We start from the raw sequence: 15,243 nt of genomic DNA, 5'->3' as shown, positions 1-15,243 counted from the left end.
GCATATCGCCGCATGTCACCCGGTACTGCCCCACATCGCCCCGCGCAAAGGGGCATGTCCCGCGCATCTCGCGCGGGACATGCCCCTGCTGGTTCGCCTGCTGGTCCCCCGGCGCGGACTAGGCGCCGCGCAGCACCGCCCCGGTGCGCTCGATCGCCGTTGCGACGGCGGCGTCCCGGGCCGCCGACGCCTCGTCGGCAGTCAGCGTCCGATCGGCTGCCCGCAGGCGCAGCGCGTACGCCAGGGACTTCTTGCCCTCGCCGAGCTGTTCGCCAGTGAACTGGTCGAACAGTCGCAGCGATTCGAGGAGTTCGCCGGCGCCAGAGCGCAGGGCCGCCTCGACATCGGCCGCCGACACCGAGGCGCCAACGACCAGGGCAACATCGCGGGTGGCCACCGGGAAGGTGGACACGCTCGGCGCCTGCACCGGTCCGGGGGCCGCCCGCTCCAACCGGTCGAGTTCGATCTCCATGGCGCTGGTGCGCTCCGGAAGGCCGAGCGTCTTGATCACCCGGGGGTGCAGCTCGCCCGCGTTGCCGACCAGCACCTCCTCACCGTCCACGATGGCAAGGAGCGCCGCACAACGGCCCGGGTGCCAGGGGGCGTGCTGGTCCTGGCGGACGATCAGCTCCACACCCGCCTGGCGGGCGACGACGCGGCCTGCTTCGATGGCGTCGCTCCAGTTCGCCGGGCGGCCACCACCCCACCAGCTCGCGCGTTCGCGAGCGCCGGCCAGTACGACGGCGACGCGCCGCGGCTGCTGCGGCAGGGCGGCGTCCAGCGCGGCGATCTCCTCGTCGGTCGGGCGGCGGTCCACAGGCAGCCGTACGGTCGCGGCGGCGGCCTCTGCGGCAGTCGCCACGGCACGGAAGATCAGGCCCGTCTCGAACAGCGCGAGGTCGTGCTCGCCCCGGCCGTCGTTCCTCCGCAGCGCGCTGAGCAGCCCCGGGAGCAGCGTGGTGCGCAGCACCGGCTCGGTGTCGGTGAGCGGATTGACCAGGCGGACGGCGGCGCGTCTGGGATCGTCCGCGTCGAGGCCGAGTTGGTCGAAGACCTCTTCGCTGGTGAACGGGTAGTTGGGGGCCTCGGTGTAGCCGGCCCCGGCCAGCGCCCGGCCGACCCTGCGGTGCAGCCGCTGCCGTTCGGTCAGGCCGCGCCCGGCCGGCGGCTGGGGCAGCGTGGAGGGCAGGTTGGCGTAACCCTCCAGGCGGATGACCTCTTCGGCGAGGTCGTTGATGTCGTTCAGGTCGGGCCGCCAGCTCGGGGCCGTGACCACCAGTTCGTCCTGGCCGTTGACGTCACAGCCGACCTGCTGGAGGCGGCGGACGACGGTCTTTCGGCCGTAGCTGACACCGGCGACCCGGTCAGGGTGGTCGGCGCGCATGTCGATCGTGCGCGGCCCGCTGGGCGCGGCGACCTCGGTGACCCCGGCCTCCGCGGTGCCGCCAGCGAGCAGTACGAGCAGATCGACGGCGCGCTGCGCGGCGGCCGATGCCGCCTGCGGGTCAACGCCACGCTCGTAACGCCTGGACGCCTCGGAGGAGATCTTGTGGCGGCGGGCGGTGCGGGCGATGGAGACGGCGTCGAAGTGGGCGGACTCGATGACCACGTCCGTGGTGCCGGCGACCTCGCCGGTCGCCGGGTCCTCGGTGGTGTCGGCGATCTCGGTGTTGGCGCCGCCCATCACCCCGGCGAGGCCGATCGGCCCGCTGTTGTCGGTGATGACCAGGTCTTCGGGGTCAAGGACCCGCTTGCTGCCGTCGAGGGTGGTGAGCTTCTCGCCGGGGGTGGCGCGCCGTACGCCGATGGTGCCGTCCACGCGGGAGCGGTCGTAGGCATGCAGCGGCTGGCCGAGTTCGAGCATCACGTAGTTGGTGACGTCCACGGTCAGCGAGATCGGCCGCATGCCGGCCTTCTGGAGCCGGCGCTGGAGCCAGATCGGGGAGCGCGCCTCAGGCGCGAGCCCAACGACCGTACGGGCAGTGAAGCGATCACAGCCCGCCGGGTCGTCCACGCGCACCGGGTAGCCGAAGCTGTTGGGCGCGGGCACGTCGAGGAGCGCCGGGTCGCGCAGCGGCAGTCCGTACGCGGTGGCGGCCTCGCGGGCGACGCCGCGCAGCGACAGGCAGTAGCCGCGGTCGGGCGTGACGGCGATGTCGAGGACCTCGTCCACCAGCTCAAGCAGTTCGATGGCGTCGGTGCCCACCTCATGCTCAGGGGGCAGCACGATGATGCCGTCGTGGTCATCGGACATGCCCAGCTCGCTGGCGGAGCAGATCATGCCTTCGGACACATGGCCGTACGTCTTGCGCGCTGCGATCTTGAAGCCGCCGGGCAACTCGGCGCCGGGCAGCACCACGACGACCTTGTCGCCGATGGCGAAGTTGGCGGCGCCGCAGATGATGTTCTGCGGCTCGCCCGTGTTGTTGGCCTGGCCGACATCGACCTGGCAGTAGCGGATGGGCTTCTTGAAGCCGTCGAGTACCTCGATGGCGAGTACCTTGCCGACGGCCAGCGGGCCCTTCAGGCCGGCGCCGAGCTGCTCGACCCTCTCCACCTCAAGGCCGGCGGCGACGAGCTTGGCCTGCACGTCACGGCCGGTCTCACCGGCGGGCAGGTCCACGTACTCCCGCAGCCAGGAAAGCGGGATTCGCATCAGATCTCCATCCCGAACGGCCGGGTGAAGCGCACGTCACCCTCGACCATGTCTCGCATGTCCTCGACGTTGTGGCGGAACATCAGCATCCGTTCGATGCCGAACCCGAAGGCGAACCCGCTGTACTTCTCCGGGTCGATGCCGCAGGCGATCAGCACACGCGGGTTGACCATGCCGCAGCCGCCCAGCTCGATCCAGCCCTCGGATGAGCAGGTGCGGCACGGGTGGTCCGGGTCGCCTACCGAGGCGCCACGGCACACGTAGCACTGCATGTCCATCTCGGCGGACGGCTCGGTGAACGGGAAGTAGTTCGGCCGGACCCGAGTGCTCACGCCCTCCCCGAACAGGGCGCTGACCATGTGGTCCATGGTGCCCTTGAGGTCCGCCATGGTCAGGCCCTCGTCGATGGCCAGCAGCTCCACCTGGTGGAAGACGGGGGTGTGGGTGGCGTCCAGCTCATCGGTGCGGTACACCCGGCCCGGGCAGACCACATAGATGGGCGGTTCGCGGTCGAGCATCGAGCGGACCTGGACCGGCGAGGTGTGGGTCCGCAGTACGACGCCGGACTCCCCCTCGGCCGCCGCGTCCGCGGCGCCGGCGGAGCGCACGAAGAAGGTGTCCTGCATGGCGCGCGCCGGGTGGTCGGGGGTGAAGTTCAGGGCGTCGAAGTTGAACCACTCCGCCTCCACCTCGGGCCCCTCGGCCACCTCGTAGCCCATGGCCACGAAGATGTCCTCGATGCGCTCGGAGAGCGTCGTCAGCGGGTGCCTGGCACCGGGCGTGATCCGGTCGCCGGGCAAGGTGACGTCCACGGCCTCCTCGACCAGCACCCGTGCGTCGCGCTCGGCCTCCAGTTCCTCTTGCCGCGTGGCGAGCGCACGGCCCACCTCGGCGCGCGTGCCGCCGACGCGCTTGCCCGCGTCTGCCTTGGCGTGCGGGGGCAGTGCGCCGATCTCGCGGTTGGCCAGCGCCAGCGGCGAGCGGTCGCCGATGTGCGCGATCTTCGCCTCGTGCAGGGCCGCGAGATCCCCGGCCGCGGCGAACGCGGCCAGTGCCTCGTCCCGCATCCGGGCGATCTCTTCCGGTTTCAGTGCCTCGACCTCTACTGGGTCATAGGACTTATTGGGTGCCGACATCTCTTCCCGTGCTTCCGTTGGCTAGTGGCTTCGCCCCGCCTCGGCGCCTCGATCTCGTCCAGATGCCGAGCACACGTGGCCCGGCCGACGATGGTGGTGCCAAAGGTGCCAAAGGTCGAGTCTACGGGGCGTCCGTACTCGACCGGGTCCGTAGGGGCCGCCGGGTGCCGGGCCAGCTGGCCCGGCACTGCTCAGGCCAGATAGGCCGGGGCCCCCACGGGCAGGGTAAATCGAAACTCGGCGCCCCCGGCGCTGGAGCGGCCGACCGTGATGCTCCCGCCGTGCGCCTCGACGATGCCCTTGACGATGTAGAGCCCGAGCCCGGTGCCACCGCGCTTGGAGCCGCGCCAAAACCGGGTGAATACGCGCCCCATCGACTCCTCGGGGATGCCGGCGCCCTCATCACTGACGGTGACGGCAGTCCTGGGCTGGCCTACGCTTTCCACGGGGGCTCCTGCTGGCTGGGGCGTGACGGTGACGATGGTGGGGGTCACCTCGATGGTGACCGTTCCTTCGCCGTGCCGCACCGCATTTTCCAGCAGGTTGCCCAGCACCTGATCGACCTTGTCCGGATCGGCCCACAGATCGGGCAGCGGCTCCACGACCTTGATCAAAAAGAGGTCGGGGCGGTGGCCAGCGGTGGTGTGAGCCCGGACGTGCCGGCGCACGGCGGCGGCGATATCAACGGGCTGCCTGCGCACCTCAAGCCGCCCCGAGTCAATCCGGGAGATGTCCAGGAGCTCGGCTATCAGCCGGGTGACGCGGTTGGCGTCGGCGTCCACGGTCTCCAGCATCAACCGCTTCTGGTCGTCGGTGAACCTCTCCCACTTCGCCAGCAGCGTCGCGGTGAATCCCTTGACCGAGGTGAGCGGCGAGCGTAGTTCGTGGGCAACGGTGGCGATCAGCTCGGCGTGACTGCGCTCGTTACGGCGCCTGGCCTCGGTACCACGCAGCGTGACCACGACCCGCTGGACCGGACCGGTGGGGCGCTGTCGTACGTAGCGCGCGGCGACCAGCACCTCGCGTCCGCCGGGCAGCAGCAAATTGCGCTCCGGTTGGCCGCCCCGGGTGGCCAGTCCGCCGTACGGATCGGTGAGCACCCACCAGCGGCGCCCTTCGAGGTCCTCAAGAGGCAGCACCCGATCGAGTGGACGGCCCAGCGCTTCCGCGGCCGATGTCGCTGTGATGCGGGCTGCCGCGGCGTTGAAGCAGGTGACTTGGCCGCATTCATCGGCGACGATCAGGCCGTCGGGCAGATCGTCGGGATGCAGACCAAGGGCGGCGAGATCGGGTGCCCAGGCGTCGATCTCACTGGCCAGGCCAGGTCCCGCCGTAGGCGGGTGTGAAGCAGTCGCAGGCGGGTTTGACGCAGCCGGAGACGGGTTTGACGCAGTCGCGGGCGGCGTTGGCGCCGCCGGTGGCAGGCTAGGTCCCACCGGAGGCGGAGTTGTCCCCGCCGGAGGCGGAGTTGTCCCCGCCGGAAGCGGTGTTGCCCCCGCCGGGGGCGGAGCCGCCGCCGCAGGCAGTGTCGCCCCCGCCACAGGCGTAATTGCCCCCGCCGCAGGCGGAGTTGTCGCCGCCGCGCCGGAAACCCTGACGTCCAACCCCGCACCCCCTCCCGGGTCTCAGGGGCGTAACACTACTAGGTCAAGGTGACGCAGCGGAGCCCCTCCGTCGCTATCGGCGGGCGCGCTGGGCGCGTGCGGAGGCGTACAGGCACACGGCGGCGGCCGTCGCGAGGTTGAGGCTCTCGGCCTTGCCGTGGATGGGCACGCGCACCACCTCGTCGGCGAGTGCCCGGGTCTCTTCCGGCAGCCCCCATGCCTCGTTGCCGAAGACCCAGGCAGTGGGGCCGCTCATGCTCCCGCCGTCCAGTTCGGCGTCCAGGTCCCGCTCTCCCGCGCCGTCCGCGGCGAGCACCCGTACGCCTGCCTCGTGCAACCCGCGCACCACCCGATCGATGGGTACGCCCACGGCGACCGGTAGGTGGAAGATCGAACCGACCGAAGCCCGTACGGACTTGGGGTTGTAGAGGTCTACTGAGGCGTCGGTGAGGACCACGGCGTCGGCTCCGGCGGCATCAGCGCAGCGCAGCACCGTACCGGCGTTTCCGGGGTCGCGTACGTTGGCGAGCACGGCGACCAGCCGGGGCCTTGCGGCCAGCACGTCGGCGAACGGCAGATCGAGGAAGCGGCAGACGCCCACCAGACCCTGTGGCGTAACCGTCTGCGAGATCTCGCCGATGACGGCGTCGGTGGCGGTGTGCACCGGGACCGCGGCGGCATGCGCCGCGTCGATGATGTCGGCGTGCCGCTCGGCCGCCTCCACCGTGGCGAACACCTCGACCAGCGTGCCGTCGCCGTCCCCGCGTCCAGCGTCCCCGTGCCGCACGACCGCCTCGCGCACCGCCTGCGGGCCCTCAGCGAGGAACCTGCGCTCCTTGGCCCGCGCATGGCGGCGGGCCAGTCGGCGGGCGGCCAGGACGCGCGGCGATCGCGGGGAGGTCAACTCGGGGGCCGCCATGTGGTGGTACTCGCTTCCGGACGGGGGTGCAGGGGCCAAAGAGGGGCGGGCGGGCCGTGAGCGCGACGGAATCGCCGGGGCGCGCGGGAAGACCTCAGCAGAACGGAAGCCCCGCAGAAACCACACAAGACGCCCAAGGACACCCCACTGGAGGGCAGCGAAGACCACGGACCCGCAGGCGGTCGCCGCCTACGGGTCCGATATGGGCTTTACGCCCGGCCCGGCGTGGGGTGAGACGCCCGGGCCGTGAAGAGCGCTCAGGCGGCCTTCGAGGCGTTGACGTCGCTGGGCAGCGCCTTCTGGGCCACCTCGACCAGCGTCGCGAACGCGTTCGCGTCGTTGACCGCGAGCTCGGCCAGGATCTTGCGGTCCACCTCGACGTTGGCGGCCTTCAGACCCTGGATGAAGCGGTTGTACGTCATGCCGTTGGCACGGGCCGCAGCGTTGATCCGCTGAATCCAGAGCTGACGGAAGTCGCCCTTGCGCTTCTTACGGTCGTTGTAGTTGTAAACGAGGGAGTGGGTGACCTGCTCCTTCGCCTTGCGGTACAGACGCGAGCGCTGACCCCGGTAGCCGCTGGCCTGCGCCAGGATTGCCCGGCGCTTCTTGTGGGCGTTGACTGCCCGCTTGACGCGTGCCACTTGATTAACTCCTTGTACGGGGCCGCGGTTACCTCACACGGCCCGGAAACGAATGGGTCCCGATCTCCGACGCACGCCCCACCGCAGTGGGGCGTGGCGTCACTTGCCGAGAAGCTTCTTGATCTTCTTGGCGTCGCCCGGGGCCAGCTCGACGGTTCCTGCGAGGCGGCGCGTCAGCGTGGACGGCTTGTGCTCGAGAAGGTGGCGGCGACCGGCACGCTGGCGGAGCACCTTGCCGGAGCCGGTGATCTTGAAGCGCTTGCTGGCACCACTGTGCGTCTTGTTCTTCGGCATGTCGCCGTTCTCTCCTCGTCGGGGGCGCTCCGCGGCCTGGAAGCATGCGGGAGCGTCAGCTCGTTCAGTAGGGAATTCCGGGGCGGGCCCCGGGGGCGGCGGCCTCGGGCTCAGGCCGCCACGATCAGGCTTCGGCCGGCTCTTCGGCGGGCTGCTCAACAGACTGCTCAGCGGACTGCTGCTCAGCGGGCGCGTCCGAGGTGCCTTGGCGTTCCGCCTTGCGAGCTGCCTGCGCCTCACGGGCTTCGGCCATGGCTTCGGTCTTCTTCTTGTGCGGGCCGAGAACCATGATCATGTTGCGGCCGTCCTGCTTCGGGTTCGACTCAATGAAACCGAGGTCCTGGACATCCTCCGCGAGCCGCTGAAGCAGTCGGAAGCCGAGTTCCGGCCGGGACTGCTCGCGACCACGGAACATGATCGTGATCTTGACCTTGTCGCCCTGCTTGAGGAACCGAACGACGTGACCCTTTTTGGTGTCATAGTCGTGCGGGTCGATCTTCGGCCGGAGCTTCATCTCCTTGATGACCGTGTGCGCCTGGTTCTTGCGCGCCTCACGGGCCTTCATGGCCGACTCGTACTTGAACTTTCCGTAGTCCATAAGCTTGCAGACCGGCGGACGTGCGGTCGCCGCGACCTCAACCAGATCGAGGTCGTATTCCTGCGCAAGCTCCAGGGCCTTAGCAAGCGGGACGATGCCAACTTGCTCGCCGCTGGGACCTACGAGTCGCACCTCGGGGACGCGAATCCGGTCGTTGATGCGGGGCTCGGCGCTGATGGGGCCTCCTCAGTTGCACCACACGGCCGCCTGGCGGACAGCCGCGTAACGTCATTTTTCGGTGTGACCACCACGTCGAGACGCACAAAACGCCCCAAACGGGACACAGGCGGGCTCCTCACTTCCGGAGCACCGCTGCGGAGTCACCGCGGGGCGCATCAGACAGCTCCACGTCGTCCGTACGGAACGACGGGCCCTGCCAGACCGGGGACCCGCTAGCCCGAAAGGCCAGCCAGGTGGGAGAGTCGGAGCCTCCACTTGTGGGCTGGGCATACGAATGTCCAGCCGGTCGCTTTCTAGACTACACCAACCGCGCCACGGCCGCCGCCCGTCGCTACCCCCTGCCGCCCACCACTGTTCAGCGGCCGTTTCCCCGTGAGCCGGCATTAGCCGGCGTCAGCCACCGCCATGGACCGACCTCCTCAGCGCCAGGCCCCATCGGGCGAGCCAGTGGACGCGCGCCACCCTGCGTGGAGGTTCCACACCCACGCAGGCGGGGTGGGCTGGGGCTTTACTCGTACGATTCGTACGGACCATCGATGGGACCACCAACCGCACCGCCGCGCGTACGGCCACCGTGCCATGCGTTCGGGGGCGGCACCCGCCAGCCGGCACCTGACAGCCAGCACCCGCCAGCCAAACAATCTGACAGACGACCCCCGACAGACGAGAGAGCCATGAGCGACGCCGACGCCCAGCAGCCGAACCCGGACCCGGGCGAGACCCCGGACTTCAACACGATGACCCGCGATATCGCGGACGTGCCCGCGGTCGAGGTGATCACGACGGTCGCGGTGCATCTGATGAGCGCTGCCGCGGTCAACCTGGGGCTCGCCGAGGAGTCCCCCGAGCACAAGGATCTGGACGAGGCACGCAAGCTGATCACCGCCCTGGCGGGCCTGGTGACCGCGAGCGCCACCGAGGTCGGCTCCTACCACGCGGCCCCGCTGCGGGATGGGCTGAAGTCCCTGCAACTCGCGTTCCGCGAGGCGTCGGTGGTTCCGGACGAGCCGGGCCAAGGGCCGGGCGAGAAGTTCACGGGGCCGGTCTTCGGCGGCTGACGGCAGGGCGCCGGACCGACGCCTGTTCGGTCCGGCAAGCTCCCGTCTGGCCCGGCTCGCCGCAGGCCAAGAGCCATCGCAGGCCAAGGCCGGCTCAGGCCAGGGCCACCGCTGGCTAGGGCCACCGCCGGCCAGGGCGAGCGCAGGTGTGCGGCGTGGTGGTTAGGACAGTGCGCGCTCTCGGTCGAGCAGGTCACCCGCGCGCGGGTGCGTGAACTGGTGGCAGACCGCCGCGAGTACGCCGCCCACCAGGGGCGCCACCAGGAACAACCAGAACTGTTCCAGTGCGTCGAGGCCCGCAAAGATCGCGGGGCCGAAGCTGCGGGCCGGGTTCACCGACGTACCGGTGAGCGGGATGCCCACGAGATGGATGACGGCCAGCGACAGCCCGATCGGCAACCCGTCGAAGCCGACCATGGCCACCTTGTGCGTCACCGCGAGCACCACGAACACCAACAGGAAGGTCAGCATCACCTCGGCAAGGAACGCACCGCCGGTGTTGATGTGCACGGCCGATCGGTCGCCGTAGCCGTTGCTGCCGAACGCGCCGCTGGTCTTGAGCCCTGGCACCTGCTTGGCCAGCAGGAACAAGATGGCCGCGCCCGCGATGCCGCCCAGCATTTGAGCGATCCAGTATTCGATCGCGGTCCGTACCGAGATGCGGTGGGCCACCAGCATGCCCAGCGTCACGGCCGGGTTGAGGTGGCAGCCGGAGACCGGGCCGAGCGCGTAGGCGAGGGCGAGCAGCGTGAAGCCGAAGGCGAGTGCGATGCCGACGGTGCCGATGTAATCGGCTGCGAGGACGGCGGAGCCCACCGCGAAGAACACCAGCAGCAGCGTCCCGATGAACTCCGAGATGACAGTCCTCGTCTCCAGTCTCGTCTCCATGACGCTCTCCTTGCGTGGATGATCGTGAACTGCCCTTGTTGCATTGTGGGGCGTTTTTGGGCATTTCGCCCGCCGAAAATCCAGCGAAAGCGCTGCCGCACCGTCGAGGGGAGCGCGGCTGTGGCTGCGAGGGTGCGAGTGCGCGCGCTCCACAGCGGAGCTACGGAGCTGCGGAGCTACGAGGGTGGCGCGCGCTACGCGACGTAGAGGGGCTTGCCCGGGATGGTGGCGTGTGCGGGCAGCAGGGCGAGGTGCAGTCCACGTACGAGCCTGGCGCGCAGTACCTCATCGGCGGCGAGCGCCTCGGCGACGCGCTGGGCCACCTCGCGTGCGGGCGCATCGGCCGCCAGGGTCAGGGCCAAGGTGCCGTCCGCGTCGGCTTCCGCCGAAGCGGCGAGGTGGGCCCGCAGTACGCCCGGCTCGGCAGCGAGTACGGCGCGCAGCGCCTGCGCCACGGCCGGATCGCCCAGCGGGTCGGTGCTCGTCCTGCCCTCGGCGAGGGCGAGCAGCGCAGGGCCGGTCAGGGGAAAGGTCACCGGGCCCGCGAGATCGAGCACGATGGTGTCGGCCTTCTCGTGGGCGGCTGCCTGGAGCGCCTGGTGCAAGGGCACCGCCACCGGCCTGGCGTCGGGGCGCCAGCGGGCCAGCGCATCGATGGAGGTGAACGCCGGTAGCGCGCGCCGTCCGCCGGGCGCGTCCAGCGTGGGGACGGCCATGTCGCTGGTCTTCTCCCGGCGCAGCGTGCCCCCGTCCGCGGTGGGCACCTCCTCCACCTCGCCAAGCATGGCGACCACCGGCACCAAAAGCCGCGCCCCTGCCAACGCGCTCAGCACGCGCGGCTCGGCGGCCGGGTCGGCGGCCCAGGCGGCGAGCGCCGCGGCGAGCCGCTGATCGGCTGAGCCGTCGTCGTCGGAGAAACCGGGGTCAGGGATGTTCTTGAGCGCCACGGGTCGAGGCTACCGGGGGCCGCCCGGGGCGATCGCGCTGGCCTGTGGGGCGGGCGGCGGTCAGGCGGAGCCGGGGGGAGCCGCTCTGCGGTCGCGCCAGAGCACCACCGCCGTGAGCACCAGCGTCGCCCCCGCGAACCCGGCCGTCAGCGCCAACCGGTTCGGCCCCTCGTCAGTGCCGTCCGCTCGCATGGGCCCCGGCCCGCGGCCGAAGTAGCGGTCCGGATAGCCAACGGGCGCGGGGAGTTGGGCCTTGGCCTCCAGCCGTCCCCCCGCCCTGATCGCGGCGGCCGGGTCCACCATGCCCGCTCCGATCTCGTCGTTGCGGCCTCCTTCGGGCCGGTCCTGCGCGGTCTCCGCCAGGAGTCGCTTGACCTGCACCGGGCTGAGGTCTGGATGCACGGACTTGACCAGCGCGGCGGCACCGGAGACGAATGCGGACGCCGCGCTGGTCCCCCAGCCTTGGTAGTAGCGGCGGTTGGGGTCGGCTATGACTACGTCCACGCCGGGCGCGCAGATCGTCGCGTACCAGCGGCGGGTGGAAAAGGCGGCGCGGCTGCCGTAGCGGTTCACGGCGGTCACGGCGATCACGCCGGGGTACGCGGCCGGGTAGGAGACCCGGTCGCCTTCCTCACCCCCGTTGCCTGCTGACGCCACGACCACGGCGCCCTGGCGCAGCGCGTACTGCACCGCGGCGTCCTCACGGCGTTCTGGGTGCGCCGACTCGCTGTCGTCGCCGAGCGAGAGGTTGATCACGTCGGCGCCGTGGTCGGCGGCCCAGCGGATGCCTTCGGCGAGCGCGGCTCCGCGTGCGCTGCGGGCCTTCTTCCTGGCAGGGTCGCCCTCTTCGAGGATCACCCGCACCGGCAGGATCTTCACTTTAGGTGCGACCCCGACCACCCCGTCGTCGCCCTCCAGGCCATGGCCGCGGCCGGCGATGATCCCGGCCATCGCGGTGCCGTGTCGGGCCCACGACGGGTCACCGCGGTCAGCGCCGAACCCGATCATGTCCTTGCCCTGCAACACCTGCCCCTTGAGGTCGGGGTGCTCGGCGTCCACTCCGGTGTCGAGCACGGCGACCGTCACGCCTTCGCCCTTGGTCGTCCGCCAGGCGTCCGGGGCGTGGATGGCATCCAGCGCCCATTCCTGGGATCTGATGCCATCGGCTGCCTGGGCTGGTGCGACCGGAAGCAGCGCGAGAGCCGCGAGGGAGCCCACGGCGGCCATCGCGGCGAGCCCTCTCACGAGGGGACGGCGCGCGGTGCGGGTGATGCGCCGTAGCCGAGGGGAACGCGCGGCGCGCCGCGCCGGCCCGCAGCGCTCCGGGCCGGCCGGGGCCTGCGCTCGCACGGTCATCTCTCCCCCTGTACGGCGGTGCCCACGGCCTTGCGGAACGCCCGTTCCACACCGGCCGCAATGCCCCTCGCGTCATGCCCAAGGCCCGCCTGGGCCGGGTCGGTGGTTGCCCCACGCGCCGCGGCCCGATCCGCGGGCTCGGGCTTGCGGATGCTGCGGCCATCGGCGAAACCGGTCACCGCGTACACGATCAGCGGAAGGTCGGTCCGTACGCTCAGCCGCCAACTGGCCCGCTGCGCCTCGCCGAAGTCCTCGGCGACGGTGCCTTCGGCCGCGTACGACCTGGGCAGCAGGTCGCCGCGCTGGCCCAGCCGTTCCGCACGGAAGCGCTCCTTTAGCGTCTGCATCTTGGCCGCGTTGGAACGCGTGATGACCAGGCCGACCGTGGTGACGCTGGTGCTGGTGGCGTCCGTGTACGTCGCACGCAGCAGGCGCTGGCAGCCCACCGGCGACAGGGCGGTGGCGAGCAGCGGGTCGAACGCCCCCTCGCAGCGGCTGTCTGGTGCGACCGCGATCCGCGTCCACGTCCGGTCGGCCCCGCCCGGTCCAGCACCCGGGCCGCGCAAGGTGCGGGGAAACAACGTGTCCACGGGCGCGCTGCGCCACAGGGTGCGGGCGTGCTCGAACTCATCGGCCGTCCGCGCGCCGTCGCTGTCCCGGCTGAACCAACTCCCCAGCACCGCGCCGGCGAGCAGTCCGATGCCCAGCACCGCACAGACGACGGCGACCACCGTCCGCGCCGGCCCGCGCGCTCGACGGCCGGGCCGCGGGCGGGGACCGTAAGCGGCGGCCTGGTCGGCCAGGAGGCGCAGATCAATGGCTGTCTCGTACGCCGCGGCACCATCGGGCGTCCTGTCCAGCGTGCTGGCGGATGTGCTGTCCCGGTGTGCTGAACTGCGGTTCTGAGCCCCGGTGTTCGTCGCACTGGGCGGGGCCTGACGCGGCGGCGGCAGCGTCGAGGCAGCGGGCGGCACGGTCGGCGCGGGCTGCGGCACCGGCAGCACCGGCTGTGGGGGCGGCATGGGCGGCGCGGGCGCGGGTGCTGGGAGCGCTGCTGGCCGAGGCGGCGGTTGCGGGGGTACCGCGGGGGCCGGAGCCGGGGCTTTGGCGGGGTAAGGGGGGACGGGCGCGGTCGGCGGCACGGACGGCGGTGGGGCGGCGGCCTCCGCCAGCGGGGGCCTTGGCACCGGTGGCCGTGGTGCGGGAGGGCGGCCCGGAGGTGTCAGCGGACGTGGCGGCGCCACCAGCGGCCCGGCGACCGCCGGCGGGTCGGTCACGATCGGCTCCCCCGGGGCCTCTGCCAGACCCGGAGTACGGGGCGAAGCAGCGGCGTTCGACGGATGACCCGGCGTACTCGCGGCCCCTGACGGGCCGCCAACCGAGGGGGCGGCGGGCCCTGGCGACGCGGCAACGGAGCCTCGGGGCGGGGTGGTGGGCCGAGGTGGGAGCGGGCGGGGGTGCGGTGGGGTGGGGCGGGAGGCGCGTGCGTACTCCGCGTCGGTGCCCACCTGCACCCCCTCGCACCCTTCGACACCCGCTTCGACCGAGCCGCCCGATCGCCTTTCGGGACAGGCCGGTTCGTATCCGGACAGCACGCCGCTGACCTGCCAGTCATGGCGTGCGCGACACTCTACGGGGCAGCGGGCACCGTCCGCACCGGGCGCCCTACTACCCAGCGGTAATGACCTCTGACAAGCTGCGTCTATGCCCCATTGGTCCCACCGGTCGTCCCCGAGCGTTGATCGGGCCCGTCTTGACCGGGCTACCGCCCATCTTGACGCACCGCTCGCGGTGGTCGACCTGCAAGCGTTCGACGCCAACGCGCGGGACCTGGTGCGGCGGGCGCAGGGCAAGCCGCTCCGGGTGGCGACCAAGTCGGTGCGCTGCCGCGCGCTGCTGAAGCGGGCGCTGCGGCAGGATGGTTTCGCCGGCGTGCTGAGCTTTACGCTCGCCGAGTCCTTGTGGCTGGCCCGATCCGGTTTCGATGATGTGCTGCTTGCCTACCCGTCCGCCGACCGCGCCGGCTACGCGGCGCTGACCAGCGATGCCAAGTTGGCCGCCACCGTGACGGTGATGATCGACGACCCGGTGCAGCTCGATGCGATCGACGCCGTGCGCGGCGGCACCGAAGAGGTGCGGGTGTGCCTGGAGTGGGACACCTCGCTGCGGCTGCTGGGGGGCGCGCTGCGGATAGGGGCGCTGCGCTCACCGTTGCGCGAGCCCGCCCAACTGGTGGCGCTGGCCCGCTTGGTCGCGGCGCGGCCCGGGTTTCGGCTCGTGGGTCTCATGGCGTACGAGGGGCACATCGCCGGTGTCGGGGACGCCGTCCCTGGGCATCCGGTGCGCTCCCGGGCGATCCGGCTGCTCCAGTCCGCCGCGCGGCGCGAGTTGCCCGGTCGCCGGGCGGCGGCGGTACGGGCCGTGCGGCAGGTCGCCGACCTGGAGTTCGTGAACGGCGGCGGCACGGGCAGCGTGCAGCACACGGCGAGGGAAGCGGCGGTCACGGAGATCGCCGCGGGCTCAGGCCTGTACGTGCCACGGCTATTCGACCACTACTCGTCCTTCCGCGGCCGGCCCGCTGCGCTGTTCGCGCTACCGGTGGTGCGCAGGCCCGGCGTTGGCGTGGTGACGGTGCTGGGTGGCGGCTACCCCGCGTCCGGCGCCGCGGGCGCCGACCGGCTGCCGGTGCCGCATTTCCCGGCCGGGCTGCGGTACGACCCGCACGAGGGTGTCGGCGAGGTGCAGACGCCGCTGCTCGGCGCGGCGGCGGACGATCTGCTGATCGGGGACAAGGTGTGGTTCCGGCACGCGAAGGCAGGGGAGTTGTGCGAGCGCTTTGCCGCGGTGCAGTTGATCGATGGCGAGCGGGTGGTGGACACGGTGCCTACGTACCGCGGCGAAGGCCACACGTTTGTTTGAGCCTGGAGCCTGCTGCGGCCTGTTGTGTCTTTTGTGTCTTCGTGGGG

Annotated in this window: 13 protein-coding genes; 2 read left to right on the top strand and 11 right to left on the bottom strand. The window is 71.3% G+C overall.

The genetic code is table 11. The features are described from left to right. Positions 1 to 118: 118 nt before the first annotated feature. From pheT to infC, 7 genes are all read right to left on the bottom strand, one after another. Positions 119 to 2,656, bottom strand: a complete 2,538-nt coding sequence (gene pheT, locus FHS42_RS28560) for a phenylalanine--tRNA ligase subunit beta (protein ID WP_184577086.1) — start codon at positions 2,654 to 2,656, stop codon at positions 119 to 121. Then, positions 2,656 to 3,792 carry a phenylalanine--tRNA ligase subunit alpha gene (gene pheS, locus FHS42_RS28555; protein WP_184577084.1) on the bottom strand — a complete coding sequence of 379 codons (1,137 nt, stop codon included), beginning with the start codon at positions 3,790 to 3,792 and terminating at the stop codon, positions 2,656 to 2,658. Before pheS ends, pheT begins: the two co-directional genes overlap by 1 nt. Positions 3,793 to 3,983: 191 nt before the next feature. Beyond that, entirely contained in the window at positions 3,984 to 5,111 is a 1,128-nt protein-coding gene (locus tag FHS42_RS28550; protein WP_184577218.1) for a sensor histidine kinase, read from the bottom strand. A gap of 358 nt (positions 5,112 to 5,469) precedes the next feature. Further along, positions 5,470 to 6,315, bottom strand: coding sequence for a TrmH family RNA methyltransferase (locus FHS42_RS28545; RefSeq protein ID WP_184577080.1), 846 nt, complete (start codon positions 6,313 to 6,315; stop codon positions 5,470 to 5,472). 257 nt (positions 6,316 to 6,572) lie between these two features. Next, the gene (rplT, locus tag FHS42_RS28540) at positions 6,573 to 6,956 is read right to left on the bottom strand and encodes a 50S ribosomal protein L20 (protein WP_184577077.1); all 384 of its coding nucleotides are present in this window, start codon (positions 6,954 to 6,956) and stop codon (positions 6,573 to 6,575) included. A gap of 99 nt (positions 6,957 to 7,055) precedes the next feature. Then, positions 7,056 to 7,250, bottom strand: a complete 195-nt coding sequence (gene rpmI / locus FHS42_RS28535) for a 50S ribosomal protein L35 (protein WP_184577076.1) — start codon at positions 7,248 to 7,250, stop codon at positions 7,056 to 7,058. 124 nt (positions 7,251 to 7,374) lie between these two features. Next, complete coding sequence (gene infC / locus FHS42_RS28530) at positions 7,375 to 8,025, bottom strand: translation initiation factor IF-3 (RefSeq protein ID WP_312867079.1); 651 nt, start codon at positions 8,023 to 8,025, stop codon at positions 7,375 to 7,377. Positions 8,026 to 8,702: 677 nt separating this feature from the next. Between infC and FHS42_RS28525 the strand changes: the two genes are divergently transcribed. Further along, a complete protein-coding gene (locus FHS42_RS28525; RefSeq protein ID WP_184577073.1) occupies positions 8,703 to 9,086 on the top strand; it encodes a DUF1844 domain-containing protein in 384 nt (127 codons plus the stop codon). 162 nt (positions 9,087 to 9,248) lie between these two features. Here FHS42_RS28525 and FHS42_RS28520 read toward each other — a convergent pair whose 3' ends face one another. The 4 genes from FHS42_RS28520 to FHS42_RS28505 form a co-directional block, all read right to left on the bottom strand. Beyond that, on the bottom strand, positions 9,249 to 9,974 hold the full coding sequence (locus tag FHS42_RS28520; protein ID WP_184577071.1) for an MIP family channel protein: 726 nt from the start codon (positions 9,972 to 9,974) through the stop codon (positions 9,249 to 9,251). 194 nt (positions 9,975 to 10,168) lie between these two features. Next, positions 10,169 to 10,921, bottom strand: a complete 753-nt coding sequence (locus FHS42_RS28515) for an SseB family protein (RefSeq protein ID WP_184577068.1) — start codon at positions 10,919 to 10,921, stop codon at positions 10,169 to 10,171. Positions 10,922 to 10,981: 60 nt separating this feature from the next. Further along, positions 10,982 to 12,148, bottom strand: coding sequence for a type VII secretion-associated serine protease mycosin (mycP, locus tag FHS42_RS28510; RefSeq protein WP_184577215.1), 1,167 nt, complete (start codon positions 12,146 to 12,148; stop codon positions 10,982 to 10,984). Positions 12,149 to 12,273: 125 nt separating this feature from the next. Beyond that, entirely contained in the window at positions 12,274 to 13,299 is a 1,026-nt protein-coding gene (locus FHS42_RS28505) for a hypothetical protein (RefSeq protein ID WP_281392888.1), read from the bottom strand. Positions 13,300 to 13,981: 682 nt separating this feature from the next. Here FHS42_RS28505 and FHS42_RS28500 point away from each other — a divergent pair. Further along, on the top strand, positions 13,982 to 15,196 hold the full coding sequence (locus FHS42_RS28500; RefSeq protein ID WP_184577065.1) for an alanine racemase: 1,215 nt from the start codon (positions 13,982 to 13,984) through the stop codon (positions 15,194 to 15,196). Positions 15,197 to 15,243 lie beyond the last annotated feature (47 nt).

The sequence above is a fragment of the Streptomyces zagrosensis genome, from assembly GCF_014203645.1.
In the GTDB taxonomy this organism is placed as follows: domain Bacteria; phylum Actinomycetota; class Actinomycetes; order Streptomycetales; family Streptomycetaceae; genus Streptomyces; species Streptomyces zagrosensis.
Note: the sequence above shows the minus strand (reverse complement) of the source record. Positions and strands in the feature narration are given on the sequence as shown.

Excerpts from the sequence above, each read along its gene's own strand:
- FHS42_RS28520 (WP_184577071.1), bottom strand. The coding sequence starts at position 9,974 with ATGGAGACGAGACTGGAGACGAGGACTGTCATCTCGGAGTTCATCGGG.
- pheS (WP_184577084.1), bottom strand. The coding sequence starts at position 3,792 with ATGTCGGCACCCAATAAGTCCTATGACCCAGTAGAGGTCGAGGCACTG.
- FHS42_RS28505 (WP_281392888.1), bottom strand. The coding sequence starts at position 13,299 with ATGCCGCCCCCACAGCCGGTGCTGCCGGTGCCGCAGCCCGCGCCGACC.
- pheT (WP_184577086.1), bottom strand. The coding sequence starts at position 2,656 with ATGCGAATCCCGCTTTCCTGGCTGCGGGAGTACGTGGACCTGCCCGCC.
- FHS42_RS28500 (WP_184577065.1), top strand. The coding sequence starts at position 13,982 with ATGCCCCATTGGTCCCACCGGTCGTCCCCGAGCGTTGATCGGGCCCGT.
- FHS42_RS28545 (WP_184577080.1), bottom strand. The coding sequence starts at position 6,315 with ATGGCGGCCCCCGAGTTGACCTCCCCGCGATCGCCGCGCGTCCTGGCC.
- rpmI (WP_184577076.1), bottom strand. The coding sequence starts at position 7,250 with ATGCCGAAGAACAAGACGCACAGTGGTGCCAGCAAGCGCTTCAAGATC.
- FHS42_RS28525 (WP_184577073.1), top strand. The coding sequence starts at position 8,703 with ATGAGCGACGCCGACGCCCAGCAGCCGAACCCGGACCCGGGCGAGACC.
- mycP (WP_184577215.1), bottom strand. The coding sequence starts at position 12,148 with ATGGCCGCCGTGGGCTCCCTCGCGGCTCTCGCGCTGCTTCCGGTCGCA.